1 protein-coding gene is annotated in these 1,119 nt (G+C 71.5%); it reads right to left on the bottom strand.

Annotated features, from left to right (window positions below):
• Nucleotides 1–1,119: IS701 family transposase (locus ABT186_RS47825; protein ID WP_351930729.1), on the bottom strand; the 1,119-nt coding region annotated here is incomplete at both ends.

Raw genomic sequence — 1,119 nt, 5'->3', positions numbered from 1 at the left:
GACGAGGGTGGCGTGGTGGTGCCAGCCGTTCCAGGAGCGGCCTTCGAAGTGGTCCAGGCCCAGGCCGTGCTTGAGTTCGCGGTAATCGTGCTCGATGCGCCAGCGGATCTTCGCCAGGCGGACCAGGTCCGGGATCGGGGTGTCGTCGGGCAGGTCGGACAGCCAGAACCGGGTCGGCTTGTCCTCGCCGTCGGGCCATTCGGCCAGCAACCACACCTCGGGCAGGACGCCGTCCCACTGGCCGTGCTCGGCCACCGCGGCTGCCTTGGCCAGCCGGCGCGAGCGCACCCCGGCCGGCCGGACCTGCACCGCAAGGAACCGGGAGGTCATCAGGGAGCGGGAGCCTTCCCGCCAGGTCACCTCCGCGAAGGCCTCCCGTCCTGCGGCCGCTGCCAGTTCCGCCACCGGCACTGGTGGCTGTCGGTAGCGGGGAACCGGCCGGCGGCCGGTGCCGGACCAGGCGGGGGCGGCGGGCACCGCGTCATGCGGCTGGACGGTCAGATCGCCGCGGATGCCGACCACATAACGGATCTCCCGCTCGGCCAGGCCGGCGCGGAAGTCGGCGTTCTGGCCGTAGCCGGCGTCCGCCACCACGAGCGGCGGCACCAGCTGCCAGGAGGCCAGTTCGTCCAGGGAGTCCAGTGCCAGACGCCACTTCTCCCGGTGTCCGACGTCCTGTGGGACGCCAGTCCGCCTTCGCCGGACGGCGTCATCCGCCCACTCCGGTGGCAGGAACAGCCGCCAGTTCAGCGGGCACGAGGCCGTGTCGGAGACCGCGTGCACACTGACCGCGACCTGGCAGTTGGCCTGCTTGCCCAGCGCACCGCAGTACTGGGGAGCAACCCCGACCGACATCCTGCCGTCCTTGGGGAACGACACGTCATCGACCGCCCAGGCGTCCGGGCCGATCTGCGGCACCAGCCGCTCGGCGATCCTCCGCCGCACCGGCACCGGATCCCACCTGGACTGGTTCACGAACTGCTGCAGGTTCTGCTCGTTGCCGTCCGGCAGCCGCGAGGCCATGGCCTGGATGGACTTGCGGCGACCGTCCATCATCAGTCCCCGCAGATAGCAGTCGCCCTTGGCCCGCTGGTCCTTGCGCGGCACCGAGGCGAACAC

The sequence above is a fragment of the Streptomyces sp. NPDC001634 genome, assembly GCF_040298185.1.
GTDB lineage: Bacteria > Actinomycetota > Actinomycetes > Streptomycetales > Streptomycetaceae > Streptomyces.
The sequence above is the reverse complement of the archived record's forward strand: the minus strand, read 5'-3'. Positions and strand labels throughout refer to the sequence as shown.